Origin of the sequence: Bacteroides ihuae (assembly GCF_900104585.1) — a bacterium.
Lineage (GTDB): Bacteria > Bacteroidota > Bacteroidia > Bacteroidales > Bacteroidaceae > Bacteroides > Bacteroides ihuae.
Map to the genome: position 1 here is coordinate 1,069,810 of NZ_FNVX01000006.1, position 26,946 is coordinate 1,096,755.

The window sequence follows — 26,946 nt, forward strand, 5'->3', positions numbered from 1 at the left end:
GCCGGGTAGTAATAATACTATAATATCACTATGCATTAATTATGAACTAAATATGGAGCGTTTAAAAAATATCATGTTACCTGTGGCAATGGCTGTCTTTTTGCCGGTATTGCATTTGTTTTCTAATATAGAGGTGTTTGAGTTTAACCTTGATGTCTTGCATCGATGGTTTTTAGCTTCAGTGTTGCTTTATTTTCTGTGGCATTTATTAGAAAGAGCATCTCATTCTCGAGTGAAATATAGAGTTTTAAGGATTGTGATTACTGTAGTAGTTGGATCTACTTTTGTTTATGTTTTCTCTACTCTTCTTCTTTTTAATACATGGGAGCCTATTCGCTGGAACCTAATATTAAAATTATTCTCAGTTTCGGCTCTCTTTCTTATTGTACAGCGTGTGCTTGCAGCCAATGCTGATATTGCTCGTTTGCAACTCGAGAAGCAAGAAGTGCAGGCTGAAAATTATAGAGTGCAGTTACTAGAGTTAAGAACAAGGGTCGATCCTCATTTCCTTTTCAATTCATTGAATACGTTGCGAATGATGGTCCACCGTAAACAGCCGGATTCGGAGCGATTTGTTATGAGCTTATCCGATTTTTATAGGCAAGCGCTCGAATACAATGAATCTCCTATCGTTGCACTATCTGAGGAATTGAGTGTTTTGAAATCTTATCTATTCTTGGTTGAATCTAGAAATGATGGAGGTGTGAAAGTTTCGATGGATATTGATGAAGCATCTCTAGGCATCTATCTTATTCCGACACTTAGTTTACAGATTGTGCTTGAAAATTGTTTTAAGCACAACAGTTTGTCATCAACTAGTCCTCTGCTAATTTCTATTACCTGTGTTGATGGGGTCTATCTCTCTGTGAAGAACAATATACGGCCGAAACTAATGGAAACAACACAATCGGGCTTTGGCTTAGATAACATAGCTAAGCGCTATAGTTTCTTAGGCATTCGAGGAGGAATAATCGTTACACATACCGACGAAGCGTTTGAAGTAAGGCTAAAATTGATTGAAAGATGAACGTAGTGATAGTTGAATGTGAAAGAATTACAGTTCAACTTCTGAGAGAGCTATATTGAAGAAGACTCTGATTTTTTTTGGATATTTAATTAGAGGATGGCTATCGTTTTGATGTATATACTTTCTCTTTATAAACGTTCTTTTTAACCTTCTTTTTCTCATAACTTGCATCCAAAGAACATCCCCATGTTCTTCTATAAAACATCCGGATGTTATGTGATTGAACATGGGGATGTATTTATAGACAACATGGGGATGTTGTTGAGCATGAGCAGCTATTTTAAAAAGAATCTATAGCTGTTTTCCGCAGAAAGAAGTACTTTATTTTATACCGCAACCAATAGCTTTGGTGGAGCTGGGATTTACTTCTTTCCCTGCTAACAAAGCATCTACCGCGTTGGCTAGATAAGGTGTTTTCACTGCTAAAGCATCTTCGTAATTATCGTCGATGGCACCTATGTAGCGAACTACATTCCCTTTCTTTGTTTTCTCTAACAAGAACACATGGGGTGTGCGGGTAGCACCATATATGGGATATATCTTTTGTCCGTTATCAAACAGATAAGGGAAGGTAAATCCGGCTTCTTTATGGCGTTTCTGCATTTCTTCAAAACTATCGGCAGGCACAGTAGCTGGATTGTTGGGGTTAATGGCAATTACCGGATAACCTTTGGCTTTATACTTTTTGTCTAGAGCAACGATTCTCTGTTCGTAGGCTATTGCATATGGGCAGTGGTTGCATGTAAACACAATGATAAAACCTTTGGCTTTTGAGAAATCTGCCAGAGAAACCATCTTGTTATCAACGTTTTTTAATCTGAAATCGGCCGCAGTGTCACCAACTTTATAACCTTGGGCAGAGATGCCTGCAAATGCTGCAAGAACGAGTGTTATTAGAAGAACGATACGTTTCATTGTTTTAAAAATTTAATTGTTAATACTTGAAGCTCATCATACGTAAATGATTTTTCGTAAAACTCCCGACTGTTCCCTTTTACTATCAACGTAGCAGGTAGTGCTCCGCTCCATGTTGGGTTGATCTTGTCAATCCAGCTATTGGCATCGGGGTCGCTAAGCAGAACGACGTGCGATTGTACGTTTTTCTTTTTGATAAAGGGAATTACCTGAGAGGTTATTTTTGATTTGAAGTCCATACTAATCAGCACGACCTTTACTTTTTTAGAAGCGTATTTTTCCCCGATTTGGTCGAAGAAGGGCAACTCTTTGATGCAAGGAATGCAATACGTGGCCCAAAAATTGAAAATATAAGTAGTATCATTATCAGCTTTTGGGTGAAGCATAGGTTCCAGCTGAGCATAATCATAGATCGGAATCTCTACATTCTCAGACTTCACCGTTTGCTGGGCTTTAATGCTCAGCGAGAAAGTGCTGCATAATAGTGTGAAAGTAATTATAAATAGTTTCATTGTCAGTGGCTTTAAATGGTGATTAAGCGAATGTTGCTGTTTACACGTAGAAGCAACAATTTCTGCTTGATTAAAATAATAACAATGATTACAGCTAAAAAAACACTCCCGATGACTTAAAAGAACTTATTATTCTATAAAATAGAATTTGCTTCCAAAACTATTGAAGGCTTATCTGTGACTAAAAAATCTTTATCTGGGAGTGCCCTGCATCCATTTTCCTCCTTTTTGAATAAAATTTGCCCCCTTGGTTATTCAGTAATTTAGTTCTTTGCAAAAGAAATAGAACTTATGATGTTAAACCAAAATCTTTTAAAATGAAAAACAAGTATTATGTATGGCTATTGTCTATACTGTTGATGTTCCCCGTTGGATTAGCGGCTCAGAACATTGTGGTAAAAGGCAATGTAAGCGATTCGCAAGGCGAGCCGATTATTGGTGCTTCCGTAGTGGAGAAAGGCAATAAGTCAAACGGTGTTATCACCGATTTGGATGGCCATTTTTCTATTACTGTCGGCAAAGGGAAGAAAATAGTAATCTCTTATATTGGCATGGAGACTCAGGAAGTGGACGCTATTGTCGGTAAAGGATTAATAATTGTCCTGAAAGATGATTCACAGGCACTTGACGAAATAGTTGTGATTGGCTACGGCAGTAGAGCACGTAAGGACTTAACGGGTTCGGTAGGTTCTATTTCGGGCGTTAGACTGGCCGCTGTGCCGGTGACTTCAGCAGCCGTTGCTTTACAGGGAAAAATTGCCGGTGTGCAGGTAACGACGGTTGACGGCGCTCCAGGTGCAGATATTAATATTCGTGTACGTGGAGGAACGTCTGTAACTCAAAGCAATGACCCTCTCTACATTGTTGATGGCTTCCAGACTGATAACATTAACGACATTCCACCGACGGATATTGCATCTATCGACGTCTTGAAGGATGCTTCCCTAACTGCTATTTATGGAGCAAAGGGTGGTAACGGTGTCGTTGTGGTAACGACCAAATCAGCTCAGCAAGGTAAAGTTCAGGTTGGTTTCAATACACAGGTTTCAGTAAGTAAATTAGCTAAGAAACTCGACTTGATGAACACAGCTGATTTTGTACGCTATCAGTACGACTGGGCTGCTGCAAACGGTACTCGTAGTTCGAACGCAAAGTATTATCGTGCCAATTTTGGTAATCCACTCGACCTCGACATCTACCAGCGTGCTACAACACACGATTGGCAAGACGAAGTGATGGGTGAGACTCCGTTTAACTACTCAACCAATCTTACAGTAGGAGGAGGTAGCGAAAAGTTCCGCTTCAATACGTCTCTTACTAATTCTGAAGATAAAGGTATTATTCTGGGATCTGGTGTTCGTCGTACAAATTTGAACATCAAGATGAATATTCAACTTACTAATAATTTAACATTAACGATTAATCCGAAATTCACTTTCCGTCGCGATACCGGAGCCGGTGGTGATAAGATTGGTGGCGGTGGTATTATTGATGTACTTCGCTATCGCCCAACTAATGGTTTGCGCGAGTTCGCTTTCTGGGATCCTGAAACAGTTGATCCGGATGATGAAGCCGTCTTCGAGTACACCAACCCGAAGAACGACATTGGCCAAAATACGCTGAAGAAGCATTCTTATGCTTATACGAATCAGTTTAGTTTAGATTGGCAACCCATAAAAGGTTTGACTTTGCGTACTGAAGCTGCTTACTACATTTCGTTCAACGATGAAAACCGTTTCTATGGTGCCATGACCGATGAAGGCCAAGACAATAAAAAATTGCCAGTAGCATCCATAAAAAACAAACATACAGAGAAATATACCTGGACCAATACAGCTTCTTATGGCTTTGAGATTGATCAATTACACAATTTTTCTTTCTTATTGGGACAGGAAATCCAGCACGACCGAACCAAGGAAAGCTACATAAAGAATCGTTATTTTCCACGCAACATCTCTAGCGAAAGAGCACTCAACAACATGGGTTTGGGAACGACTTGGGAATCAACTTCATCCCTTTCCACCCCTGAACGCACAGCCTCTTTCTTCGGGCAAGCTAGCTATAACTACAATCACAAATATCTGGTTTCGGGTACGTTCCGTGCTGATGGTTCCACGAAATTCGCTCCGGGCGAACAGTGGGGTTATTTCCCATCAATTTCTGGTGCGTGGGTACTATCTAAGGAACGTTTCTTGGAAAACAATCCGATAATCAGCAACCTTAAACTGCGTGGAGCTGTTGGTTTGGCCGGAAATAACCGTATTGACAATGATATGTGGCGTTATCTTTACGCTGTAAATACGACTGGTGGTCCAGGTTTTGGTGAAGCTACTGAGAACGGTGAGAAATGGTATGGTGAAGCTAGCGGTAAGAGTGTGTTCCCCAATACTAAAATTAAATGGGAAACAACCCTGACTCGTAACTTAGCCTTCGACTTGGATTTGTTTAATGGCCGTCTGACCGTAACTCCGGAAGTTTATTGGAATACTACTAAAGACCTTCTTTACAAGTCAGACGTTCCTTCAACAACAGGTTATACTCAACAGATGCAAAACATTGGCCAAGTTACTAACAAAGGTTTCGAATTGAGCATCAATGGCGATATCCTTCGCGGTAAAGACTATGTCTTGAGTGGTAACTTTACGTTAGGTTTCAACAAGATGAAAGTGGACAAGCTGAATAATACGGACGACGTGATTTGGGACCAAAACGACCGTTGGAAATCAAGCTATAACGACTATTGTTTGAAAGTGGGTGACCAAGTAGGCTTGATTTATGGTTTTGTTTATGATGGTTTGTATAGTTTCGATGAATTTGATTTTGACCCAAATCAAAATCTTCTGGCCGTACCCAAGGAAGGTACTATTATTAATAATGTGCTCAATAATAGCAACTCTGGCGTGGCTACTCTTCCGGGTAAGATAAAGTTCAAAGATATCAGCGGACCAGATGGTAAACCTGATGGTCAAATCACGGAAGATGATCGTTCAGTGATTGGTAATACGAACCCAAAATTCCAAGGAGGTTTCGGTTTGAGCGGACAATGGAAAGGCTTTGATTTCACAGCCAACTTCAACTATATGTATGATTTCGACGTGAACAATGCCACTGCTTACCAATTGTCTTCATCAGAAGGTAACAGTCAAAATTTCTTCAATGTACTTAGTAAATTTAACAATCGCTGGACTTATGTAGGGAAAGATGGTGAATGTATGTATAAGAATAACTACCTTGAAAACTCTGTAGAGACTTATAAAGAGTTAAATGCAGGTAAGACACTATGGAATCCTGCTGACGTTACCAACAAGGTTACCCATTCTTACTTCATCGAAGATGGTTCATTCCTTCGTTGCCAAGACATCACCTTAGGCTATACCTTGCCCAAATCGTTATCTAATAAATGGGGTATGTCAAGACTGCGTCTCTATGTCAGTGGCTCTAATCTTTTCATCATTACCGGTTACTCGGGTTACGATCCTGAAGTTGACGTACAAACTGGTCTGACATGTGGTATGGACTACAACCGTTATCCGCGTAGCCGCAGTTTCGTGTTTGGAGCAAATATTACTTTCTAATACATAAAAACTGATTATATATGAAAATTAAAAATATTTTTATCGCTGCTCTGGTTGCGGTTGGATTCTCTTCATGCAACGATTTCTTGAAGGTAGATGCCATCTCGAAGTATGACACTGAGTATGTTTTCAGCGAAAAGACCGAAATCAATCGTGCATTGAATGGTGTTTATGCTCAACTTTTGAATGGGAACACCTATGGTAGCGCTTATTTGAGCACTTTCTGCTTAAATAGTGATGTGGATATGTCAATCTCTTCTAATGAAGTTGCAACAGATAATAACTATCGTCGTTTTGACTGTAACAGTCTAGGGGGGGATATCAACAAATATTGGACAGCAGCCTATCAAGGCGTGGAGTATGCCAATAGTTTTATTTCTGGTTTAGAGAATAGCCCTATTTTTAGTAAAGATGATGCAGAACTGATGCAACAATTGGGAGAAGCGAAAGTGATTCGTGCCATGTTCTATCATGACCTTGTTGTGATGTTTGGTGACATACCTTTTTCTTTAATCCCCAATAACAAGGAAGAAAGCTTTGTAATGGCTGTTGAAGATCGTGAAGTGATTTATAAGACTTTGATTGAGGACTTGAAAGATGTTGCTCCCTACATGACATTCGCTCAAGACTTGAGCGATGGCGTGGAGCGTGTATCCAAAGAATTCTGTTGGGCAATGATTGCTCGTATGGCTTTGACTTGTGGTGGTTATTCACTTCATCCGGACAAAGATAATTCTACTAGCTATGGTACCATGCAACGTCCAACTAATTATCAAGAATATTACAGAGTGGCGCAGGCATACTGCGATTCTGTTATTTCTTCTGGCACTCACTCTTTGACACTTCCTTATCGCCAAGTCTTTATCAACGAGTGTAATTACATTGTAAGCAACAATGATGATCCCATCTTCGAGATTCCGTTCGCAAAGAATTCAACCGGTAGTATTGGCTACATTCAAGGTCCGAAAGGTGAAAACTATGAAGGTGCAACCTCAGGCAAGAACATTTGGGGTAAAAGTGACGGTGGTGCCCGTCTGAGTGCTTTCTATCGTTACTCATTTGATGAAGAAGATGCCCGTCGTGACTATGTAAATGGTATGTGGTATTATTTGTATGACGGTACTCCAACAATCCTCACAGACTACACGGTATTCGACAACAAGTGGTCTAAGTTCTGGGCAAATTCAGGAAATACTATGGGTGTTGGCAGTGCTGGCAATACAGGTGTTAACTACCCTTATATGCGCTATGCTGATATACTCTTGATGTATGCTGAGGCTGTTAATGAGTTGGAAGACGGCGTAAGTGGCGCTAATGGCACTAAAGCACTTGAAGCTCTTCGTCAGGTACGCGCTCGGGCATTTACAGATGCTAGCAAGGTAGACACTTATATTGCCTCTGTCTCAGGCTCTAAGGAGGATTTCTTAAAAGCTGTTCTCAACGAACGTAAATGGGAATTCTGTGGCGAAAATATGCGTTGGAAAGACTTGGTTCGTAACAACTTATATAGCGAAGTGCTTTATTACAGTTTTCTACGTTACTATGCAGTAGCTGAAAATGCAGCAGGAACTTCAGATCATATTGGGGTAGTAGAACAATACGATGGTAAGCCCGGTTACTTGGAACTTACTCTACCTTATACAATCTATTACAAGATTATTAGTAACACGAATAACATAAATGCATATCCCAATACCGCATTGGATGTTCTGGAACTCTATAATCCATACAAGTCTGATAAATACCCAGGATCGGAATGGCAATCAGGAGACTATTACGGATGGTGGAATGACGCTGATGGATGTCCGAAAGATCAATGTCTCTTCTCATTCTACGGTTTTATACGTGGTGACCGAGGGGGGAATATCTATCTTGTAAAAGATGGTGAGACATATGCACAAACAGGACCTACAAATCTACCGATAGTGCGCTATATCCTTCCTTATCCGAATGCAGCAATTCAACGCGGTGCGGGTGTGTATAAAAACTATTATGGTTATACCAAATAATCAAATTGAAAATAATACAATATGAAAAATAAATTATTTTATCTACTGATGCTCCTCTTTGCCATATCAACCTTTTCTTGTAAGGATGATGAGGTGGTCAGCAGTGATGGTTACTCTTCCGAAAGAGAGTTCATGACGATGTTCCGTAAAGATGACAATACGGGTAAGGGGGACTCTGACCCGTATCAATGTCAAACTGTTGATCTAAACGATATCCAGCTTTATTGGTATGGAGTGAAAGATTGTGCCGGTTACGAGATTAAGATGGCTTTACAACCCAATGTTTCTTCAGGCTTAGCAAAAGACTGGGAAAATAAGGACTATATTTTGATTGATACGATTGTTGGTGCCGAAGTGACAGATCTTTTGATAAAAGACCTTCAATACAGTACCGAGTATCGTTTTGCCATTCGAACTCTTTCTACAAAAGGTGAAGGCTACCACTCTAAGTGGTATGGATATGGCAGTGGACGTCAGTGGGCTGACTATCTGGGGATCACAACTGGAGATAGATACAATGTGCCTGAAGTAATAGTAGTAAACGAAGTCACAAAGACCACTTTCCGTATCAACATCGACCGTGCTTATGCTACATCAGGTGATGACGGTACTTTCAAAACCAATTTTGAAGTTGATGAAAATGGCAATTTCGTGATTCAGACTATTTCGGTTGGAGCATCTCCTACTAATCCTGACGCAACCGTGGCGGAGAAATGGGTAAATTACACGATTACTTCCGCAGACTTTGAACGTGGCTATATTGACGTGGATGGTTTGCAAGAAAATAGTGTGTACGTAATTAATGCAGAGAATAAGAATATTCCTGTTCATTGGGATGCTATTTATAACACCTGCGTTATTCGTATGGATGGTGAATCTGGAGATCCTATTCTAGTTGAACATATCTGTGATCCCAACGACACCATTCCGGGAGCAACGAGTTATAATGCTTCACGTCTTGATACCATTTTATCCAATTACAATAGCGATGCATCATTGGCTGAAGGTACTGTTTTTGAACTGGAAGGTGGAAAGACTTACTATTTTGCAACCAGTGTGTCGCTGTGTAAAGGTTTGACCCTTCGCACTAAAGCGGGAACTGGTCGCGCTAAAGTGCTAATGAATGGTATGTCTGCAATTAATGGAGTCTGTCAGGCAATGAACTTTATGTTTGGCCGTCAACCACAATCTGGCGAGCTTGGCGGTATCAACATTAAGTCGCTTATTTTCGAAGACATTGATTTTGATTGCCCGCTAGCAACAAATTATGGTGATGGCACTGCAACTGGTAACTATTTCATTAACATGTATTCTAACGGTATGGCAGTTACGCTCCAATCTTTTGAATTAAGAGATTGTACTTTCCAACGCATGATTCGTGGTTTCGTTCGTGTACAAGGTAGTAATCGTAAGAATTTTGAAAAATTTCTCGTTGAAGATTGCTTGTTTTATAATTGCGGCTATTATGACAATACCGGTCGTGGTTATGCATGGATAGCCGGTGACGGTACTCCTTCTACAGGTAAGTCCAATATCTTCGAAAACATGATTTTCCGCAACAATACGTTTTATGATTCTCCGCGTACTTGCTTCTTTACTGATAATGGGAAGAGCCTTTCATGGCCTAGTAATATCCATTATAACATTACATTGGAAAACAATACCTTTGTAAATTACAGTACCCGTTCTTCCGGTCGTAAAATTTTCGACCTACGCTATTTGCCGGGTGGAAGTAAGATTACGGTGAAGAATAACCTCTTCATTTTGACAAAGAAAGATGGTGATGATCGTAACTTGTACATGGAAGGTATGGATATCCGTCAGATAAATGGTTCAGGTGAGATTACATTCGATATCGAAAAGAACTACTCAACGAATACGAACTTAATCAACGGAAGTATTTTCTCATCTTCTGGATTCAGCGCCAATAAGAACAGTGCTGGTTATTGGTCAGAATACAATCTTCCCGGTAAAGACGAGTTAGAAGTTCATTTGGGTGAAGTTGGAATTTCGCCGATTGATTTGATGGTAAGTCCGAATCCACCTCATATAAATCTTGATCCAAATATGCACGAAGTAGACAATCTCGACGGTCTCTATTACAAGAATACCAATGTCGTTCGTAACCACGAAATTTACAAGCTTGGTATCGGTGACCCGAGATGGGCTAAGACTGTAATGCCTTAAAACAGCATATAGATAAAAATGTGAGATTTTATTGAATATTTTTAAATAGAGGGTGTTTTGGTTTTATATATCAATGCACCCTCTATTTTGAAAGCTAATAAATGGTTGAATCAAAAGATTGCGCTGATTTCCATCTCAAAAAATGTATGAATTTATTTAATGTAAGTAAATTAGGTGATTCGAGATGATGGTAATGTGGTATTTAAATGAAAAATTATGTGTAAATATAGTTGCTACAAAGTGATTTTATGTTTGCTTGTTTTCCCTTCGTTTCTTAGGGGAGCATGCGCAGAGAGAATTTGGTTTTCGTCTGGATATTCTTCTGAAAAATTGGCGACAAATTTTGAAATAGGGGAAGATCTATTAGCTTTCCCTGGTGCCGAAGGTTTTGGAATGCATACCACTGGTGGACGTGGCGGGAAGGTATATCATGTAATAACGCTTGAAGATAGTAACAAAAAAGGAACATTGCGGTATGCCTTATCACAGAAAGGACCACGTACTGTTATTTTTGATGTAGCTGGGACAATTTTTCTTGCAAATAAGTTGGATATCAGTACTGGTGATTTAACTATTGCCGGGCAAACAGCCCCGGGACAAGGTATTTGTATTGCAAGATATCCAGTGACTATTAGTTCTAATAATATTATTATCCGGTATTTGCGCTTTCGGGTTGGTAATGAAGGCGGAGATGAACCCGATGGACTCGGAGGCATAGAAAATGAAAATGTTATCATTGATCATTGTTCCGTCAGTTGGTCTGTTGATGAATGCTGTTCTGTGTATGGAGGTGAAAACTTAACAGTTCAGTGGTGTATTGTCTCTGAGAGTCTTCGTTCTTCAGGACATAGTAAGGGCAAGCATGGATATGGTGGTAATTGGGGTGGAGCAGGAGCTTCTTTTCATCATAACTTGATGGCCCATCATGAGAGTCGGGTTCCTCGGCTTGGTCCTCGGCCTGCTACACAACAGAACGAATATATGGATCTACGGAATAACGTATTCTATAATTGGGCTGGGAATGGATGTTATGGAGGTGAAGGAATGAAAGTAAATATTATTAATAATTACTATAAACCTGGTCCGGCAACTCCTAAAAAAGGGAATATTAGACATCGAATTGCTTCCATTGGCATACGTACTACAAAATATTGCACAAGATCGGATGGCACTTTTAATGCATGGAAACTGATGGAGCATGTATGGGGAAAATTTTATGTGCAAGGAAATTTTATGGAAGGTTCGGAAGAAGTGACCAATGATAATTGGACAAAAGGCATTTATGAGCAAATAGACAACGCTTCGTGTGATGGGCTATTTTCATCAATTACCCGAGATACAATTCGTTTAAATGGACCATTAATAGTCGATTCTGTTACAACCCATACTGCGAAGCAAGCATTTGAAAAAGTGCTGTTGTATGCCGGATGTTCTAAGTGGAGAGATATTATTGACGAAAGGATTGTTAAAGAAACACGCGATGGAACTGCTACATATGTGGGTAGCAAATCTATTGATGCCAATCAGGTTCCCGGGTTAATTGATAACCCTGCTGATGTAATGCCCGAAGGGAGTGTTAGTCCATGGCCCCAATTAAGTAACGGTGGAGTTAGTGCAGATGACTTAAAGGATTCTGATGGTGATGGTATACCAAACTTTTGGGAGGTGAAAAATAGCCTAAATCCTAATCAGGTTTCTGATGGTGTTGCTATTTCCTTGAGTAAGATAGGATATACGAATCTAGAAGTTTACTTGAATAGCCTTGTTGAGCATACTACGGCAATGCAAAATGGCTTGGGTAAACCATAGCAATTTGAGGTTCTTTAGATATAGCCAGATTTGAAATGCTACTATTGTTGATTATTCTAATTTCTTATCATTAAAAAAGATGCTGTTGATGCGCGCAAACGAAGTATTCTTTCGATGGAAACATCCAATGTTGCATCTTTTTCTGATTATGAATTATTGCTTTTCATGTAATCTATCTTTATATTCTGAAGGGGTGATTCCCATTTGTTTTTTGAAACACTTACTGAAATACTTAGGATCATTGAATCCCGTCATGTATGCGACTTGTGAGAAATTTAATTCATCAGTTTCTATAAGTTGTGCGGCACGTTTTATCCGTATCTCACGTATGAAATCGACAGGTGAAAGGCCTACGATGGATTTTAACTTTCTGTAAAAAACTGTACGGCTTAGCATTAGATTCTCGGCTATTTCGTCTATTGTCAGCTCAGAGTTGTCCATTTGCTCTTCTATAAATATCATGATTTGTTTAATAAATTCGTCGTCATAAGAGGTGACTTTTGGTGTAGAGGGAGAAAATGCACTTGATGTTTTTTTTATCTTATTGTTGGAGAAATTAGCCATATACATTTCTTGAAGAAGCTTTCGTTGCTTAAGTAAAGATATTATTCGTACTTTAAGGTAGGATGAGCTAAATGGTTTGGTGATGTAATCGTCAATGCCTTGCTCAAGTCCTGTAATACGGTCATCCAGCGAAGACTTTGCTGATAATAAGATAATTGGTATGTGACAAATATTATGATTTTCTTTTATTCTTTTTACCATATCGAGTCCATCCATAATTGGCATCATTACGTCACTGATAATTAGATCAGGAATAAACTGCAAGGCTTTTTCTACTCCTTCCTGTCCATTGGAAGCTTCAACTATTTGGTAGTTTGTATTAAGAATATCCCGAAGGAAACTTCTTAAATCATTGTTGTCTTCTACGATTAAGATAGAAAACTCTTCTTCATTGCAATGAGGGCAATTTATCAACTCTTTATTGTATTCGAGCTGTGCATGAGGCTGGTTATTTGTTTCGATACTATCGCTCATTATGAACTCTGCTTGCTCGTCAGCCTCATAGATATCTCGGCCCAATGGTAGCTTTACAGTGAATTCACTACCTTTACCTAATTCGCTTTTCACCTGTATGTTTCCATGATGCAGTTCGATCAATTCTTTGGCTAATGAAAGTCCGATACCCGATGAAGGTTGTAGTATATTGCTTTTGGCTAGTGTTTCGAAGCGTTGGAAAAGAGAGATCAATTTACTAGGCTCTATTCCCTTTCCTTCGTCCGTCACTGAAATGGAAAAACAATTTTGTTCGCTGCTTAATTTTATCAGGACCGATTTATCATAAGGAGTATATTTGAATGCATTAGAGAGTAAATTAAAGAGTATTTTTTCGAATTTATCTCTGTCAATCCATGCATATATGCTTTTCTCATCTGTTTGTAGGCCATAGTTTATCTGCTTCTCTTCAGCTATCAGACTAAAATGTTCCATCACTTTTTTCAATAATGCAGATACTTCTGTTTCTTCTATGAACAGTTTCATTTTTTTGTTTTGAATTTTTCTGAAATCTAAAATCTGATTTACCAAACGCAACATGCGTTCCGTGTTTTTCTGTACTAGAGTAAGGTGCTTACGTGCTTTCAGAGAAAGCTCTTCGAATTCTAATACCTCGTTGACAGGACTTGAAATCAGCGTTAGCGGTGTGCGAAGCTCATGAGAGATATCTGTGAAAAATTTTAATTTGATATCAGATAGGTGTTGTTCTATGTTTACTTGATGCCGTAATCGATATATATAAAATTGTATGTGAACAACGGTTAATGTAAAGCACGTGAATAGAAATGCGTATAATATCCAAGCCCAATAAGTTTCCCAAAATGTAGGCAAAACGTGTATGGATAAACAGTGAATATTGTTGACCCATACTCCGTCGCCGTTAGTAGAACGTACTTGTAGCTCATATTTGCCAGGAGGTAGGTTAATGTAGTTGGCGGTACGGGCTTTATCGACATAGTTCCAGTTTTCTTCCAAACCTTTTAATTTGTATGCATAGTTTATTTCATCAGGATTTGTATAGTCGATAGCTGCAAATTGAAAAGTGACATTTCTTTCTGAAGGATTTAATGATAATACGTTCAAATTTTCCAAGGAAGATCTTTGAGTTTTTCCTTGAATTTTTAGTCTTGTAAATACGATGTTGGGAATGTAATGACTCTTTCTCATTTTATCAGCATTTACTATTAGTATACCCATATCTGTTCCAAAAAGTAGCTGATTATTGGATATTAAAAGTGAAGGTGCTTCGGATAGATTAAATTCTTGCTGCATAAGCTTAGAGCCAAAATTATCGAATAATTCACGTTTTGGGTCGAATCTGGATAAGCTGTTTTCGGATACAGTCCACAAATAACCGTGAGCATCTTCAGATATGGATAATACTAGATCGGAATCTAGGCCATTTTCTATCGTATAATGTTTAAATTGGATAAAGTCAGTGAGTAGGCTATTTGACAGAACTTTGTTGATTCCACCTGTTAATGTTGCAATATACGTTACGTTTCTGCTATCTGTAAAGGAGTACATAACGTCATTGCTACTAAGGCTTGATGCAACTCTGGGCATGCGAACGTTTCGGTAGAACTTAATTTCTTCAGGTTGCCTGAATTGTTCAGAGAATGTTATTAATCCATCTGTAGTCGCAATAAGAATTACCCCTTTAGATGTCTTACTGATATGCCTTATGCGCATTCCATGCTCATCCGGGTAGTTTTTTAAAAGGTTGCCACTATGCAGGAATTTCAAGTTGCTATGTTGATCCTCCTGTAATAGGTTTAATCCTCCTCCATAGGACCCTAGCCAAATATGCCCTTTATTGTCTTGGCAAATGCTGTATATGCTATTATGACTAATGCTGTATGGATCGTTTTCTTGATGTAAGTACTGTTTGATTTCAAATTGATTTAGACTTTTTGCATTTAGTTTGAATAAACCATCTTTTTTTGTTCCCATCCATATCGTTCCCTTATTATCGGCAAATATGCAGTAGACATTTCGTCCAAAAGAGGTTTTTGTATTGCTAATTGCTCCTTTGGCATTTAAGAATCCAAACAAAGAACCATCTTGGTTGAGGATGCGTATTGTACCACTCTTAGAAGCAACCCATATTCTTTTCAAAGAATCTTTGAAAAAACAACGTATTTCATATTTGGGGTCGATCAATTTTAGATCATAGGTGTGAGGAAAGAAAGAAATTTGTTGTACGCCTCTATTGCAAGATAGCCAGCAATTTCCTTGATAATCAATGTAATAATTTCGTATGTTAGGTGCGAAAATTGATTGAGGATTTCCTGGATCGGTCATAAATGAATTTAGTTTGTTTGAGTCAGAGTCAAAATAAGAAAAATTGCCATTTGTAGGTATTACCCAGACGGTTCCGAGTTTGTCTTCAAAAATCATTTTTCTATTTTTTCGTTCATATTTAATAACTTCTTCTGCTGGTGTCTCCATGTGGGTTACGTTGCCTGTATGGATGTTGAGTCGGACTATTCCAGGGGATTTTGTAAACATCCAAACGTATCCTTTACTATCTTTGAAGACATATTTTATGTTATTGATCGTTTGCGAGGGTGTCCGGATATCGTATAGTTTATACTGAGCATCTCTCATGTTCATTGTTAGTAATCCGTTATTTGTTCCTAATAGGAGAGAACCGTCATTTGTTTGTTCAACTGTATTAATCTTACTAACTTCGTCGGGAAGTTTTATAAATTTTAATTGCTGTGTGACAATGTTGTAAATCGCTATTCTAGCTGACGAGGACACAAGGAAGATAGAGCCGCCGTATTCTTTAATAAATTGGAAAGGGAAATCGCTTCCAATCTTTTTTTTACCGATTATATTAACGCCTTTATTGGTAAGTATCCATTCATCGCATTGAGAGTCTTCATAAATGGAAATAATATTGTCGCCTTTCAAAGTTTGATTATACGTTCCATATTGCAATATTCCTTTGCCCTTTTTGCACAAACGATCGTCCATTCTAAATGCATTTCCCCCTTTGCAAACGATCCAACTAACACCTTTAGTCAATGGATATACTGATATAACATTGTATGTTTGCTGTTGTAGCTTCTCAATAGGTAACAATATATCTGCGAACTTTTCTTTGGCTGTATCAAATAAGTAAATTCTGTTGTCGTAGGTCTGACACCAAATATCGTTATACTTAGTCTTCCAGATATAAGAAATGCGATTACTGGTTAGGGTGCATCCGTCACCTGGAAGTGCTTTGTAGTTTTTAAATTCATATCCGTCATATCTATTCAGTCCGCTCCAAGTACTAAGCCAAATATACCCTTTTTGATCTTGTAAGATGTTCGTGACAATGCCCTGGGCCAAACCGTTATTAACAGTAAATTGTTTGATTTTACATAATGGTTGGGCGATGACTGTCATGCAATGGATCATAAAGAATGCGCACGAAAAGGATAAGTGTTTGTTCATAGTAAGGTCTCTTTGGTATTGCTGAAGTAAAAATACAATAATCAGATTAAATATACGATGTAGCGTCTTTAATTGAACAGATAATACGAATTTTTACTCGTATTTTACTCCTAGCATCCTCTTTATTGAATGGATGTTCCTTTAAAACTTTTAGTACTAAATGTTTTGCTACTTATTTTGCTAGATCTGATTCGTAGACTCTGCTGCTTCAATATTCCTCTGCAAACCGGAATATTTTGCTCGCTTTACGGCGCTTCCCTTGAAGAGGGTGCGATATTGCTCTTCGGTTAGTGTTTGCCATTCTTCTTTACTCATTTGAATAAAGTCTTGGCTGGGCTTTAGTTCAGGGGTGGTGCAAGGGGTGGCAAAGCGAGTCCAGGGGCAGACGCGTTGGCATTCGTCACATCCATAGATTCTGCCATCCATTTTAGACGCATATTGCGGTGGGATTTCGCTGCGGTTCTCGATAGTAAGATAGGATAAGCATTTAGTGGCATTGAGCTTATAAAGAGCTTCAAAAGCTTGCGTAGGGCAGGCTTGTTGGCAACGATTACAATTGCCGCAACGATTTTTCTGTGGGGTGTCATAAGCCAACTCTATGTCGATGAAGAGTTCTCCCAAAAAGAAAGTGGATCCTGCCCGAGGGATGATAAGTTGAGTGTTTTTGCCTATCCACCCGAGCCCTGCACGCCAAGCCCAGTAGCGATCTAGTACGGGAGCAGTATCACAGAAGACGCGGCCGTTTACGGGGCAGATTTGTTCGTTGATATAGGCGAAGAGTGTGCTCATTTTCTCTCGCATCACGTCATGGTAATCTTTGCCATAGGCATACCAGGCAAATTGATACTGATCTTTGTGTAATTGTTGTTGTGGGTAGTAATTGAGAGCTAAGGAGACGATACTACGGGTTCCTTCCACTAATAGGCGTGGGTCGCATCGTTTCTCCAGATTGTTCTCCATATATGCCATCTCTCCTTGGTAACCTGCTGATAGCCACTCTTTGAAATGTTGTTCCGCTTCGGGTGTTATGGGTTCGGCTGGTGCTATGCCACATGCAGAAAAGCCGAGGCGTAAGGCTTCGGCTTTTATCTGGTTGGTATATTTATCTCGAATTGAAACGGCCGTTTCATTAAAGGTTGTCGAGACTTGCACTGCTTTTTTAGCTTCCATGATGTTTACGCTATAAAAGTTTGAACTCGTATCCTTCTTCTTTTAGGAATTCAATTGAGCGTGGCAAGGCATACTGAATATTGTTCCACGATTTCAAAGAGTCATGAAATGTAATAATGGAGCCGTTACGGGCATATCTCATTACATTAGCTAACACTTGAGGGCCACGAAGTTTCTTACTGTAGTCGCGTGTCACTAAATCCCACATTACTATCTTGTATCGACGCTTCAGTGCTAGATATTGCATCCAGCGCATGTGCCCATGTGGAGGGCGAAAAAGATCTGTTTGCATCACTTCGTTTGCCTTATCTGCATTGGCCATGTAGTTCTTTGTCAGAAATTCAAATCCGCGGATGTGGTTAAAGGTATGATTGCCAATACGGTGACCTCGCTCCACTACCATATTATATTCTTCTGGGTGCTTACGTACATTATCGCCTACCATAAAAAATGTGGCTTTAATGTCATGTTTATCAAGAAGCTCGAGTACCCAAGGTGTTACTTCGGGAATGGGCCCGTCATCAAAAGTCAGGTATACTGCTTTTTCATTTGGGTCCATTCGCCATAGTGCACACGGATACAGAGCTCGGAAAAATTGCGGTGGTTGCTCTATAAACATTTTATTTTTTTTTCATTCGCACTGTGTACATGTTGTACAGTTCATCAAGTTTTGTAGAGTAATGTGGAGCTTGTTTAGAGCCATATTTCTCCATCATTTTAACCTCGTCGTCCAACAAAGAGATATTATAGACAAATTCTTGGTTAGAAATGGCTAACTGTTGGTCGTTCATACTAAGGTACCAAATGAGATATTCTACTGATTTATTAGCAAGTACATCCATTATTCTGTCAGCTTTTGCTTTTTGTCCAAGTCGATAGTAGGCTTCTGCCAGATTATTGGAGCCGTTTTGATAGTCGTAAGGGACATTGAATGATGGTATCATTTTTTCGCAATAGTCAACTGCCTTCAAAGCTTTGTCTTTTTTACCCTCTTTCAGTAATTGTGTTACTAATTGGGTGAAGATACGGCGATGGGTATAACACATGCGCATAGTGTTTTCATCAATATAAATGCCCGGTTTGTCTATGCCACCAAATTTGAACTTATGCATTAGGTTGTCATACATCTTTTCGCTATCTACAGTAGCGCCCAATGCTTGCGTGTCAAACGGCGTAAAGCGTAGAGCCAAACCTTCTTGGACAAAATGGTTATCCATGTTCAGGCGGTTTTCTGATCCTACTGTGGTTGCCATATATATAGGACGTTCCCAATTAGCGTTCGCAAGCATCTCAAGCATGATTAGCTCACTCTTGTACAGTGCTCGTTTACCCTTTAGCGAGATGTGCATATAGTCAGGAATAGAATCTCCCAAAGCATCAGGAATTTTCATGCCTGAACGTCGAACGGCTTCTTTATCTATCTTGATTACGATGCTATCGGTTGGTATAACATGTAGCCCTTCTTTGTCGGAACGCACCCAATATTTCAGAATATTCTTTAATTCATAAGGGTTATCACCAAATTCCTTGCGCACGTCAACTTTTGATTCGGGATTAGCTATATTAGAGTCGGCCTGTGCATATAGAGCGTCAATCTGCTTTTTTATCTCCGGGCGAATAGAAATATACTCATTCGTTCCTTCTACGTATTCTACACGATCCCAAGTGATGGGTAGCGAAGGAGAATTGTAGGCTGGGCGTTTCATTTGGTCGATATACCAGTCTGTTTGCAGATAGCTTAAGTTGCAGGTGCGTGCATCCGTACGGAAGCCTTCAGTTTCTTGATTGTACCACAATGGGAAGGTATCATTATCGCCATTGGTGAAGATAATCGGATTTCCTTTTTCTTGTAGTGACATCAGATAGTTCTGTCCAAAGTCACGGCAGACATAGCGGTTTGAACGGTCATGGTCGTCCCACGTTTGCCCTACCATCTGGATAGGTACGAGTAGGCAAACTGCTGCTGTAAGAGCTGCTGCCGGTAGCTCTTTCATTTTGGCATAGTCTTGTAATAGTTTGGCAATGCCGGCCACACCCATACCTACCCAGATAGCAAAGGCATAGAAAGAACCTGCATAAGCATAGTCTCGTTCACGCGGCTGACTAGGTGTTTGGTTGAGGTAGAGCACAATGGCTATTCCTGTCATAAAGAATAGGAAGAATACAACCCAAAACTGTTGAACGCCTTTCTGTCCACGGTAGGCTTGCCAGAGCAGTCCAATGATTCCGAGTAAGAGCGGCAGGCAGTAAAATACGTTGTGCCCTTTGTTATTCTTCAGGTCTTGTGGCAAGAGTTGTTGATTACCTACCAACATGTTGTCAATAAAGGATATACCGGTAATCCAATTACCATGTTCTATTTCTCCACTGCCTTGAATATCATTCTGTCGACCGGCAAAGTTCCACATAAAGTATCGCCAGTACATAAAATTCATCTGATATGAGAAGAAGAACTTTATATTTTCCCACTGAGTAGGCACATTTACCATCACCATCTCACCGCATTGATCGTAGGGAACGTCATAACCCTTAACATTCATCCATTGTTTGTATTGAGCAGCATGTTGACTGCTATACATACGTGGGAAGAACATGTTTTGTGCATATTCGTATTCTACTCGTCCAGGTATTTCTACATAGCTGTCTTTCTCATTGGCTGATGTTTTCTCTTTACGGATATATTTGGTTGCACTTTCAGATTCGTGAGGTACGCAATAGCCGTCTTGTTTGTCAAGGGCTACACGCGATGAATAAGCCGGGCCATAGAATAAAGGGCGTGTGCCGTATTGTTCGCGACCAAGATACTCTCCCAGTGTGAAGATATCTTCAGGTGAATTTTGATCCATTGGTGGATTAGCAATGGATCGAATAACGATTAGTGCGTATGAAGAGTAGCCAATCATAATCATCATCATGCTCAACAGTGCTGTATTCATGGTGCGTGCACTGATCTGATATTTTTGGTTTAACTTTGCAAATAGATAGATCGCTAATGCTCCCAATACGATGAGACCAATGATAATGCTACTTGCTCCATGTCCATAAAAAGGTATTCCAAGCAGAGCTATGGTGGTGAGGAAAGAAATATTCATTCGGGTGCGGCTTCCTTCAGTATAGCTCTCGTATACACCCCATATAATGGCGGCGGCTAATATAATAACGTATACAATAACTCCTGCATTGAAAGGCATGCCAAAACTATTAACGAATAAAAGCTCAAACCATCCACCTACTTTAACTACACCAGGTACGATGCCGTAGAGTACAGCCGCTACAAGAACTCCTGAACCTAACAGAGCTAAAAGGCTACCTTTGGCATTTGCATTAGGATTCTTTTTATAGTAGTATACTAAGACAATGGCTGGTAAGCATAGCAAGTTGAGTAAGTGTACACCGATACTTAATCCTGTGAGGTAGGCAATAAGTATGATCCAACGATCAGAATGTGGATCGTCAGCTACATCTTCCCATTTTAATATCAACCAAAATACAAGAGCTGTAAACAGGGAAGAGAATGCATATACTTCGCCTTCTACTGCACTGAACCAGAAAGTGTCGCTGAAGGTATATACCAAAGCACCGACCAATCCTGAGCCAATGATGGTTATTATCTGTCCGAGTGTGATATTATTTTCGTCTTTAGCAACCAACTTACGTACCAAATGGGTGATGCTCCAAAATAGAAATAGAATACAAGTACCACTCATTAGTGCACTCATATAGTTCACCATCTTGGCTACGAGTGATGGATCGTTTACAAATTGTGTAAAGAGGTTGGCCGTTAGCATAAAGAAAGGGGCTCCAGGTGGGTGTCCTACTTCAAGCTTATAGCCTGTGGTGATAAACTCTGGGCAGTCCCAAAAACTAGCTGTGGGCTCTATTGTCAGGCAATAGACAGTAGCGGCAATAATAAATGTAAGCCAGCCCGCAAGATTGTTAACGGTTTTGAACTGTTTCATTAAACTATAGTTGTTTATTAATTAACATGTTACAAAGGGCAAAGATAGTTATTTGAATGAAGAATGAACAATGATGAGTAAAGAAATAGGTGTTTGAAAAGGGGAATTAAGAAACTGTAACTACTTAGTGCTGATGCTTACCCAAGATTCTGTGGGGTAAGCCTCCATGGCCTACTAACTCAATGGGGCAGTGAAAATTGCGTTCCAGCCACTCTGGAGTAACACCGGTATCTGGATGGTAATCCAGCGTTTCGTTTACACAAGCTATTGATTTCACATTTTGTAGTACAGTGCCGATGTCATGGCTAACGAGTATGATAGCGCAGTCATGATTGATTTCAGACAACAATTCGTAGAGGCGTGCTTCAAATTGTTTATCAATATAAGTACTTGGTTCGTCGAGAATCACCACTTGAGGATCCGAGGCAATGGCACGGCCCAACAATGCACGTTGTAGCTGCCCCCCACTAAGCTGACCGATAGCTCGGTGCTCAAGTCCTTCAAGGCCCATACGCGCTACAACTTGGCGTACTTTTTCACGATGTTCATGAGTAAATGCTCCTATTAATGATTTTTTTGAACTGAGGCCTGACAATATAACTTCTTCTACTGAAATGGGAAATTTATGGTCGATACTATTGTATTGAGGTAAATATCCCATCGAGATATTGCTTACTGGTTGCCCGTTGTCATAGAAGTTTATTTTCCCTTCAGACGCTTTCAACAACCCCAAAATAGTTTTAATTAGTGTTGTTTTTCCGCCGCCATTAGGGCCGATAATACCTAGAAAATCTTTTTCGTAGATACATAAATTTACATCGTGCAATACGGTCTGGTTTTCGTATGCGGCAGAAAGAGATTCTATCTGAATCAGAAGTGATTGATCTTCGTTCATTTACAAAGTGATTTTGCAATGTGTATCATTTCTTTTTCCCAATCGTAATTAATAGGATTAATAGGGACTATTATTGCTCCAGTTTGCTTGGCTATAATTTCGGCATTACGACGATCGAATTCGGGTTGTATAAAAATCGTTCGTACTCCTTCGGCTTTGCAAATATCTATCAAGTTCTTCAAATGAGCAGGTGAAGGCTCTTTACCCCCTTCTTCAATACATATTTGATGTAATCCGTAATCACGTGCAAAATAGGATAATGCAGGATGATAAATCATAAATGTACGGTCTGCATGAGAGGATGCAAAGATGTTACGAATGATACTGTCTGTACGCGTTATGCGTTGTGACAATGAACTGTAGCGTTCCAAATAATACGCTTCATTTTTTTTATCCAGTGTGCAGAGAGCATTGAAGGTATTTTTTGCAATAATTTGGGCATTTGCGGTCGAACTCCATATATGTGGCTCAATTCCTCCCTGATGGTGGTGATCTCCATGGTCGTGCCCGGTTTCATGGATCAGTTCTACGTCTTTTGATGTATCGAACACGTTCATGTGAGGTGCATTATCTGTTAGGCGTTCCATCCAGGATTGCTCGAAACCAATGTATCCGATACGAAAATAGGCTTCGCTTTTGCTTAACTGAGTTAACTGTTGGGGCGTAGGGTCGTATGTTTCGGGGCTACTTCCTTTGGGGACCATACTTTCTATGTTGAACTTTTCACCAGCGATGGCTTCCGTGAAGAAACGTTGCGGTTCCATGGTAACCATGATGATTCGTTTATCGTTTTTCTCTTTCTTCGGTTGTCCGTTGCAACTGACCAGTAGTAAAAGAGCGAATGAATAAATGATGAAGAATGGTTTCATAATAAATGGTTTGTTATTCAATGAACAAAGGTATATAAATATGCCTTATCAAGGTTTGATGGCTCGTAATATTTCTCGTTTCCCTCCCGGTGGACCTTCAAGACGTTCTACTATGAACCCTACTGATTGAAGCATTCTGCGTACGATGCCTTTGGCGCAGTAAGTGGTCAGGATAGCCCCCTTGTTCATATTAACGTATAAACGTTCAAATAGTTGACTATCCCACATTTCTGGTTGCTTTTCGGGAGCAAATGCATCAAAATAGACCACATCAAATGGGGGATATATTGTTTGTTTGAAGCTGAAAGAGCTTGATGCAAAATCGGCTTGAATCTTCTGCAGTGTAAAGTAAGGAGTGATTTGTACCTCTTCTTCCCAGCTAGTACTGTGTATGGAATGCAATGAGGGGTTAATGCTATATTGTAGCTTTTGGATGGTTTCCCAAGGTAATGGATATAGTTCAATGCCACAATAAGATGTTTTTCGCCTGAATTTTTCAGCTGCAACGAGAGTAAGAAAAGCATTTAAGCCTGTTCCAAATCCTATTTCAAGTATGCGGGGTGAGGCAGTGGGCGAATGTTGGAATCCCATGTTCACGAAAATATGCTCCGCTTCGGTCAAGGCGCCTTTCACCGAATGATAATGCTCATTCATGCCAGGTATAAACAAAGTATTACTGCCATCGGCTGTTGCTTCTACGAGCCGTTCTATCTCTGTACTATGGGACATTTGTGGTCTATGATGATTCTCTTTTTGCATCTTATATTAACCGATGAATAGATTTATAATACCTTCTAAAGCCAATAACATCAGGATGTATCGTAGCAGTTTACCTATGAACATAGAGAAAGTAGTAAGCCATACATTACTCCTCATAAAGCCTAGGGCAATGGCGATAATTTCTCCAACAAAAGGAAGAAATGCAAAGAAAGCCATGAATGCTCCTTTTCCTTGCAAAAACGTCTGCATTCTGATGATTTTTTCAGGCTTTACACCTAGATATTTTTCCACCCAATCGGTTTTCCCTAGATGTCCTATATAGTAGCATGTCATGCCTCCAATGGTATTTCCCATTGTTGCAGCAAGTATACAAAATGTAGGGTTGAGCCCTGCTTTCACTAATGCTACCAGTACAAGTTCTGAACTGAAAGGAAGAACGCTGCCGGCCACAAGAGCAGATAGAAAAAGTCCGCAATATCCCCAATCAATGAGTATTTGTATAAGTCCAGTTACAAAAGCGTCCATAGATTGAATAGATATAATGAAATAAGTCCGAATAATGAAAAGATAAAAAACAGATTGGAGGCTTTGCTATTTGTCAGTACAAACAAATGGCCCACTAAGATACTAACTCCCACAAGTAATGAGGATAGCAAGCAAGCAATATGCATTGGCTGTAGCACAAGAAGGATAAAAAGGACAGAGTTAACGAAAATAAGAAATCGTAGGTAAGAACGGGTACGTATCTTATCTTGATAACTAGTGACGAAGCAATGTATAGAACTCACTGTAAATAAGATGAATAAATAAGCAGATGTAACTATTTCAGGTAATGAAATAACACTAAAGTCAATTGGTTGAAGGGATGCTAAGTCAATAAATGGTTTATAGAATAGGCTCATATCATTGTGATAGTAAGCATGACAAAGTAAGAACCAATAGGGAATGCTCCATCCGATAATTGCAGCAAAGAAACTTCGTATATTGAGAGATTGAAAGTTATAGGCTCCGATAAACCAAATAGGAATTAACACAATAAATTGGGGAAATGCTAAACTGCCTATACCTATAAAAACAAAAGAATGAAATAAGTCGGCCGATGACTGGTGGCGTTGATAGCTTCTAAAGAGAAAATAGACTGATATTAGGATTGCTATTGCAGCCATGTTCCCTGCATGTACTTGTTGCAGAGTAGGACAAGCAGCGGTGAACAAAAAGAAAAGGGATGTTTGCACTGATGCTCTCATGCGAATGATGGCAAAGGTGCTATTGAATTCTATTAGTGAATATCCAATTACAGCATAGAGCAAGAAACTGATAGTTTTGTTTGCCCAATTAGGAATGGTTGATAGATCAAGAAGTTGGAAGAGCGAATAAGTCATCTTTTGCTGTGGTAAAACGGGTAATAAGAGCGAAGCCAGCACCCAACAAGCGATGGAAATAACAATGGCGACGGGAAGAGTTAATCTGCCCGTCGTCATCTTTTTCTGTAGATAATTGTTTCTCACTATAAATCAAATCCGATGTCGCGTCGGAAATATTTTTCATCAAAGCTTATTAAGTCGGCTACTTTGTAACTCTTTTCAAGTGCTTCTTCTTTTGAATCACCATAAGAGCAGACAGCTATTACTCGCCCGCCGTCTGTTACCACGCGTCCTTCTTTGACGGTTGTTCCAGCATGAAACAAAAGGCTGTCAGTTGTTTCTGCTAAGTTGAAGCCAGTGATGGGGTAGCCCTTGTGATATTCTTCGGGATATCCTCCGCTTACTAGCATTACGCAAACAGCTGTGCGAGGGTCTAATATCATCGTTTTGGTGTCAAGGTTTACTTGATATACACCTTCAAATAGATCTACGATGTCACTTTGTATACGGAGCATTACACTCTCTGTCTCCGGATCGCCCATGCGTACATTGTACTCAATGACCATAGGCTCGCCTTCTACCTTGATTAGTCCTAAGAAGATGAATCCTTTGTATATAATACCTTCTTCCTTCAGTCCACTAATGGTCGGTTCTATGATGCGTTCACGGACTTTTTCCATAAACTCTTCGTTGGCAAATGGAACCGGGCTAACGCTACCCATGCCACCAGTATTGAGGCCTTTGTCTCCTTCACCAATTCGTTTGTAGTCTTTCGCTACCGGTAATATTTTGTAATGTTCGCTATCGGTAAGTACAAACACAGAACATTCGATGCCACTTAAGAATTCTTCGATAACAACTGTTGCACTGGCTTGTCCAAACATTCCATTGAGCATCTCTTTCAGTTCCTTTTGAGCTTCTTCCAATGAAGAAAGGATGAGAACACCTTTGCCTGCACAGAGTCCATCGGCCTTGAGAACATAAGGGGCTGAAAGGGTTTCGAGAAATGCGAGTCCTTCATCTAATGTTTCGGTTGTTACGCTTTTATAACGAGCGGTGGGGATATTGTGACGCTCCATAAATCCTTTGGCAAATTCTTTGCTGCCTTCTAGTTGGGCACCTTTCATTGAAGGGCCTATGATAGCAATGTGTTGCAACATAATGTCGCTTTTAAAGAAATCGAAAATTCCTTCAACTAAAGGATCTTCGGGTCCCACGACGATCATGTCTATTTCTCGCTCCAAGGCGAAGATTTTCAATGATTGAAAGTCGGTAGCTTTGATATCAACATTTTCTCCGATTGCAGAAGTACCTGCGTTACCGGGTGCAATATACAATTTTTCCACTTTGGGGCTTTGGGCTATCTTCCATGCCAGAGCATGTTCTCTGCCTCCTGAACCTAATAGTAACAATTTCATGATTTGTTGTATAT

The 26,946-nt window shown here is 39.7% G+C and carries 17 protein-coding genes; 5 read left to right on the top strand and 12 right to left on the bottom strand.

The genetic code is table 11. The features are described 5' to 3' along the window. Positions 1 to 52 precede the first annotated feature (52 nt). Positions 53 to 1,027 carry a sensor histidine kinase gene (locus tag BQ5338_RS15060; RefSeq protein WP_071147597.1) on the top strand — a complete coding sequence of 325 codons (975 nt, stop codon included), beginning with the start codon at positions 53 to 55 and terminating at the stop codon, positions 1,025 to 1,027. A 321-nt stretch (positions 1,028 to 1,348) separates the two neighbouring features. Here BQ5338_RS15060 and BQ5338_RS15065 read toward each other — a convergent pair whose 3' ends face one another. Both BQ5338_RS15065 and BQ5338_RS15070 read right to left on the bottom strand, forming a co-directional pair. Further along, the gene (locus BQ5338_RS15065) at positions 1,349 to 1,942 is read right to left on the bottom strand and encodes a thioredoxin family protein (protein WP_071147598.1); all 594 of its coding nucleotides are present in this window, start codon (positions 1,940 to 1,942) and stop codon (positions 1,349 to 1,351) included. Then, positions 1,939 to 2,454 carry a TlpA disulfide reductase family protein gene (locus BQ5338_RS15070; RefSeq protein WP_071147599.1) on the bottom strand — a complete coding sequence of 172 codons (516 nt, stop codon included), beginning with the start codon at positions 2,452 to 2,454 and terminating at the stop codon, positions 1,939 to 1,941. Before BQ5338_RS15070 ends, BQ5338_RS15065 begins: the two co-directional genes overlap by 4 nt. A gap of 317 nt (positions 2,455 to 2,771) precedes the next feature. On the opposite strand from BQ5338_RS15070, the gene BQ5338_RS15075 reads away from it, so the two are divergent. The 4 genes from BQ5338_RS15075 (at position 2,772) to BQ5338_RS15090 (ending at position 12,034) form a co-directional block, all read left to right on the top strand. Further along, positions 2,772 to 6,029 carry a SusC/RagA family TonB-linked outer membrane protein gene (locus tag BQ5338_RS15075; protein ID WP_071147600.1) on the top strand — a complete coding sequence of 1,086 codons (3,258 nt, stop codon included), beginning with the start codon at positions 2,772 to 2,774 and terminating at the stop codon, positions 6,027 to 6,029. A 20-nt stretch (positions 6,030 to 6,049) separates the two neighbouring features. After that, entirely contained in the window at positions 6,050 to 8,038 is a 1,989-nt protein-coding gene (locus BQ5338_RS15080) for a RagB/SusD family nutrient uptake outer membrane protein (protein WP_071147601.1), read from the top strand. Positions 8,039 to 8,059: 21 nt separating this feature from the next. After that, positions 8,060 to 10,225: a hypothetical protein gene (locus BQ5338_RS15085; RefSeq protein WP_071147602.1), complete on the top strand. Its 2,166-nt coding sequence runs from the start codon at positions 8,060 to 8,062 to the stop codon at positions 10,223 to 10,225. 216 nt (positions 10,226 to 10,441) lie between these two features. Then, positions 10,442 to 12,034 (top strand): pectate lyase family protein, encoded by a 1,593-nt coding sequence (locus tag BQ5338_RS15090; protein WP_317042354.1) that lies wholly within the window; start codon positions 10,442 to 10,444, stop codon positions 12,032 to 12,034. A 153-nt stretch (positions 12,035 to 12,187) separates the two neighbouring features. On the opposite strand, the gene BQ5338_RS15095 is transcribed toward BQ5338_RS15090, so the two are convergent. The 10 genes from BQ5338_RS15095 to purD all read right to left on the bottom strand — a co-directional run bounded on the left by BQ5338_RS15095 (position 12,188) and on the right by purD (position 26,932). Continuing rightward, on the bottom strand, positions 12,188 to 16,537 hold the full coding sequence (locus BQ5338_RS15095; RefSeq protein ID WP_078063513.1) for a hybrid sensor histidine kinase/response regulator transcription factor: 4,350 nt from the start codon (positions 16,535 to 16,537) through the stop codon (positions 12,188 to 12,190). Positions 16,538 to 16,717: 180 nt separating this feature from the next. Next, positions 16,718 to 17,707, bottom strand: coding sequence for a tRNA epoxyqueuosine(34) reductase QueG (gene queG / locus BQ5338_RS15100; RefSeq protein ID WP_078063514.1), 990 nt, complete (start codon positions 17,705 to 17,707; stop codon positions 16,718 to 16,720). Between the two features lie 10 nt (positions 17,708 to 17,717). Then, positions 17,718 to 18,326, bottom strand: coding sequence for a polysaccharide deacetylase family protein (locus BQ5338_RS15105; protein WP_071147604.1), 609 nt, complete (start codon positions 18,324 to 18,326; stop codon positions 17,718 to 17,720). Between the two features lies 1 nt (position 18,327). Then, positions 18,328 to 21,666 carry a DUF2723 domain-containing protein gene (locus BQ5338_RS15110; RefSeq protein ID WP_071147605.1) on the bottom strand — a complete coding sequence of 1,113 codons (3,339 nt, stop codon included), beginning with the start codon at positions 21,664 to 21,666 and terminating at the stop codon, positions 18,328 to 18,330. Between the two features lie 124 nt (positions 21,667 to 21,790). Then, a complete protein-coding gene (locus BQ5338_RS15115; protein ID WP_071147606.1) occupies positions 21,791 to 22,561 on the bottom strand; it encodes a metal ABC transporter ATP-binding protein in 771 nt (256 codons plus the stop codon). Then, positions 22,558 to 23,430 (bottom strand): metal ABC transporter solute-binding protein, Zn/Mn family, encoded by an 873-nt coding sequence (locus tag BQ5338_RS15120; RefSeq protein ID WP_071147607.1) that lies wholly within the window; start codon positions 23,428 to 23,430, stop codon positions 22,558 to 22,560. The genes BQ5338_RS15115 and BQ5338_RS15120 overlap by 4 nt, the downstream gene beginning before the upstream one ends. A gap of 48 nt (positions 23,431 to 23,478) precedes the next feature. Next, a complete protein-coding gene (gene mnmD / locus BQ5338_RS15125) occupies positions 23,479 to 24,141 on the bottom strand; it encodes a tRNA (5-methylaminomethyl-2-thiouridine)(34)-methyltransferase MnmC2 (protein WP_071147929.1) in 663 nt (220 codons plus the stop codon). Positions 24,142 to 24,195: 54 nt separating this feature from the next. Next, the gene (locus BQ5338_RS15130; protein WP_071147608.1) at positions 24,196 to 24,675 is read right to left on the bottom strand and encodes a YqaA family protein; all 480 of its coding nucleotides are present in this window, start codon (positions 24,673 to 24,675) and stop codon (positions 24,196 to 24,198) included. Then, positions 24,660 to 25,658: a hypothetical protein gene (locus BQ5338_RS15135; protein ID WP_071147609.1), complete on the bottom strand. Its 999-nt coding sequence runs from the start codon at positions 25,656 to 25,658 to the stop codon at positions 24,660 to 24,662. The genes BQ5338_RS15130 and BQ5338_RS15135 overlap by 16 nt, the downstream gene beginning before the upstream one ends. Beyond that, positions 25,658 to 26,932 carry a phosphoribosylamine--glycine ligase gene (gene purD / locus BQ5338_RS15140; RefSeq protein WP_071147610.1) on the bottom strand — a complete coding sequence of 425 codons (1,275 nt, stop codon included), beginning with the start codon at positions 26,930 to 26,932 and terminating at the stop codon, positions 25,658 to 25,660. The genes BQ5338_RS15135 and purD overlap by 1 nt, the downstream gene beginning before the upstream one ends. Between the last annotated feature and the right edge of the window lie 14 nt (positions 26,933 to 26,946).

Coding starts and splice junctions, on each gene's coding strand:
- BQ5338_RS15060 (WP_071147597.1), top strand. CDS start 53: ATGGAGCGTTTAAAAAATATCATGTTACCTGTGGCAATGGCTGTCTTT.
- BQ5338_RS15065 (WP_071147598.1), bottom strand. CDS start 1,942: ATGAAACGTATCGTTCTTCTAATAACACTCGTTCTTGCAGCATTTGCA.
- BQ5338_RS15070 (WP_071147599.1), bottom strand. CDS start 2,454: ATGAAACTATTTATAATTACTTTCACACTATTATGCAGCACTTTCTCG.
- BQ5338_RS15075 (WP_071147600.1), top strand. CDS start 2,772: ATGAAAAACAAGTATTATGTATGGCTATTGTCTATACTGTTGATGTTC.
- BQ5338_RS15080 (WP_071147601.1), top strand. CDS start 6,050: ATGAAAATTAAAAATATTTTTATCGCTGCTCTGGTTGCGGTTGGATTC.
- BQ5338_RS15085 (WP_071147602.1), top strand. CDS start 8,060: ATGAAAAATAAATTATTTTATCTACTGATGCTCCTCTTTGCCATATCA.
- BQ5338_RS15090 (WP_317042354.1), top strand. CDS start 10,442: ATGTGTAAATATAGTTGCTACAAAGTGATTTTATGTTTGCTTGTTTTC.
- BQ5338_RS15095 (WP_078063513.1), bottom strand. CDS start 16,537: ATGAACAAACACTTATCCTTTTCGTGCGCATTCTTTATGATCCATTGC.
- queG (WP_078063514.1), bottom strand. CDS start 17,707: ATGGAAGCTAAAAAAGCAGTGCAAGTCTCGACAACCTTTAATGAAACG.
- BQ5338_RS15105 (WP_071147604.1), bottom strand. CDS start 18,326: ATGTTTATAGAGCAACCACCGCAATTTTTCCGAGCTCTGTATCCGTGT.
- BQ5338_RS15110 (WP_071147605.1), bottom strand. CDS start 21,666: ATGAAACAGTTCAAAACCGTTAACAATCTTGCGGGCTGGCTTACATTT.
- BQ5338_RS15115 (WP_071147606.1), bottom strand. CDS start 22,561: ATGAACGAAGATCAATCACTTCTGATTCAGATAGAATCTCTTTCTGCC.
- BQ5338_RS15120 (WP_071147607.1), bottom strand. CDS start 23,430: ATGAAACCATTCTTCATCATTTATTCATTCGCTCTTTTACTACTGGTC.
- BQ5338_RS15130 (WP_071147608.1), bottom strand. CDS start 24,675: ATGGACGCTTTTGTAACTGGACTTATACAAATACTCATTGATTGGGGA.
- purD (WP_071147610.1), bottom strand. CDS start 26,932: ATGAAATTGTTACTATTAGGTTCAGGAGGCAGAGAACATGCTCTGGCA.